Below are 2,234 nucleotides of genomic sequence, written 5' to 3' on the forward strand. Positions count from 1 at the left end.
CTCCGGCACCGCCGGCGAGGTCCTCGAACTGCCGCACCGGCTGCTGGCCGCCGCGGTCGAGCACGATCCCGCCGACATCACGCCGTGGCAGCCGGGCCCGCCCGCTCCCGAAGGCGTACGCGGGCTGCTCGGCCGCTGGTGGGGGGAGGGTTTCGAGTACGTCTTCTCCTGGCAGGGCGGCGAACTGCGGGCCCGGGGCGCCGACGACCCGGCGGGCAAGCCCCCCTCGGTCTTCGTCCCGCTGCCGGACCGGCCGGACGTGTTCCGTACGCTCTCGGGCCGGGAGGCGGGCGAACTGCTCCGGCTGACCAGGGACGAGCACGGCACGGTGGTCCGGATGCACTGGGCGACCTACCGGTTCACCCGCCACCAGGAGACCTTCGAGCGGTACGACTTCCGGGCCGGCTCCTGACGCACGTGCGAGCGGACGGGCCGGGGCCGGGCGGCCGCCCCGTCCGTCGCCCCTGGGCGCTGCCGGTCCGCTCCGGCGTACCCGGGGGAAATGGGCGGGGTGTCAGTGCCGTTGGAAAGATAAGATGGCAGGAACGTCAGCGCGCCGCGCCAGGCAGGCCCGGTGCCGAGATCGAGAGCAGGTGGCGCAGGGCCCCTCGGCCCGACCTATGACCGGCACCCCACCTCCCGGCCCGCCCCGGGTGCAGACCAGGATCACCGTCCCGGATTCCAAGATCATGGTCAACCTGCTCGGCGCGGGTGACGAGATCCTGCGACTGGTCGAGCGCTCCGTCAACAGCGACGTGCACGTCCGGGGCAACGAGATCACCATCACCGGCGCTCCCGCCGACAACGCCCTCGCCGAGCGGATCTTCAGCGAGTTGCTCGAACTCATCGAGAAAGGCGAGACCCTGACCACTGACGCCGTCCGGCGTACCGTCGGCATGCTCGAGCAGGGCGGCGCCGAGCGGCCCGCCGAGGTCCTGACGCTCAACATCCTCTCCCGGCGCGGCCGCACCATCCGTCCCAAGACGCTGGGGCAGAAGCGCTACGTCGACGCGATCGACGCGCACACGATCGTCTTCGGCATCGGCCCGGCCGGCACCGGCAAGACCTACCTGGCGATGGCGAAGGCCGTCCAGGCGTTGCAGGCCAAGCAGGTCAACCGGATCATCCTGACCCGGCCGGCGGTCGAGGCGGGGGAGCGGCTCGGCTTCCTGCCCGGCACGCTCAACGAGAAGATCGACCCCTACCTGCGCCCGCTCTACGACGCGCTGCACGACATGCTCGACCCGGATTCGATCCCGAAGCTGATGGCGGCGGGCACGATCGAGGTCGCACCGCTGGCATACATGCGGGGCCGCACGTTGAACGACGCCTTCATCATCCTCGACGAGGCGCAGAACACGACGCCCGAGCAGATGAAGATGTTCCTCACCCGGCTCGGCTTCAACTCCAAGATCGTCGTCACCGGTGACGTCACCCAGGTGGACCTCCCCGGCGGCACGACCAGCGGCCTGCGGGTGGTCCGCGAGATCCTGGAGAACGTCGAGGACGTGCACTTCGCCGAGCTCTCCAGCTCCGACGTGGTCCGCCACCGGCTGGTCGGGGAGATCGTCGACGCGTACGCCCGCTGGGACGCCGAGCGGGAGAACCAGCAGGCGCAGAGCGTGCACGCCGTGCCGGGGCGTTCCGCCCAGGGCGGCCGGCCCGGCCGGCGCCGATAGACCGAGGGAAGACTGTTGTCCATCGAGATCGCCAACGAGTCGGGTGTCGACGTCGACACCGACGCCGTGCTCGCCGTGGCCCGGCACGCCCTCGACGAGATGGGGGTCAACCCCCTCGCCGAGCTCTCCGTGCTGCTGGTCGACATCGACTACATGACCGAGCTCAACCATCGGTGGATGGGCGGCGACGGCCCGACCGACGTGCTCGCCTTCCCCATGGACGAGGGCAGCGTCGACCACGGGCCGGGTGAGACGTCCGCCGCCGGTGGCGAGCCCGCGTTGCTCGGCGACATCGTGCTGTGTCCGGAGGTGGCGGCGAAGCAGGCGGTCGCCGCCAGCCACACCGCCGCCGACGAGCTGCACCTGCTGACCGTCCACGGCGTGCTGCACCTGCTCGGCTACGACCACGCCGAGCCGGAGGAGGAACGGGAGATGTTCGCTCTCCAGGCCCGACTGCTGGCGAGCTGGCGGTCGACCCGGTCCCGGTGATGACCTCCCCGACACTGGCGGCCGGCGCCACCGGCCTGCCCGATCTGCAACTGCTGGTCTTCGCGG

3 protein-coding genes are annotated in these 2,234 nt (G+C 71.2%); all 3 read left to right on the top strand.

What is annotated here, in order from left to right:
• Positions 1–412, top strand: a 412-nt coding sequence (locus tag AB0B91_RS65245) for a hypothetical protein (protein WP_358343050.1), incomplete at its 5' end; no start/stop codon positions are given.
• 208 nt (positions 413–620) lie between these two features.
• A complete protein-coding gene (locus tag AB0B91_RS65250; RefSeq protein WP_357662803.1) occupies positions 621–1,679 on the top strand; it encodes a PhoH family protein in 1,059 nt (352 codons plus the stop codon).
• Between the two features lie 15 nt (positions 1,680–1,694).
• Positions 1,695–2,168: an rRNA maturation RNase YbeY gene (gene ybeY / locus AB0B91_RS65255; protein ID WP_089003271.1), complete on the top strand. Its 474-nt coding sequence runs from the start codon at positions 1,695–1,697 to the stop codon at positions 2,166–2,168.
• The last annotated feature ends 66 nt before the right edge of the window (positions 2,169–2,234 follow it).

The sequence above is a fragment of the Nonomuraea sp. NPDC049141 genome, from assembly GCF_040648415.1.
GTDB lineage: Bacteria > Actinomycetota > Actinomycetes > Streptosporangiales > Streptosporangiaceae > Nonomuraea.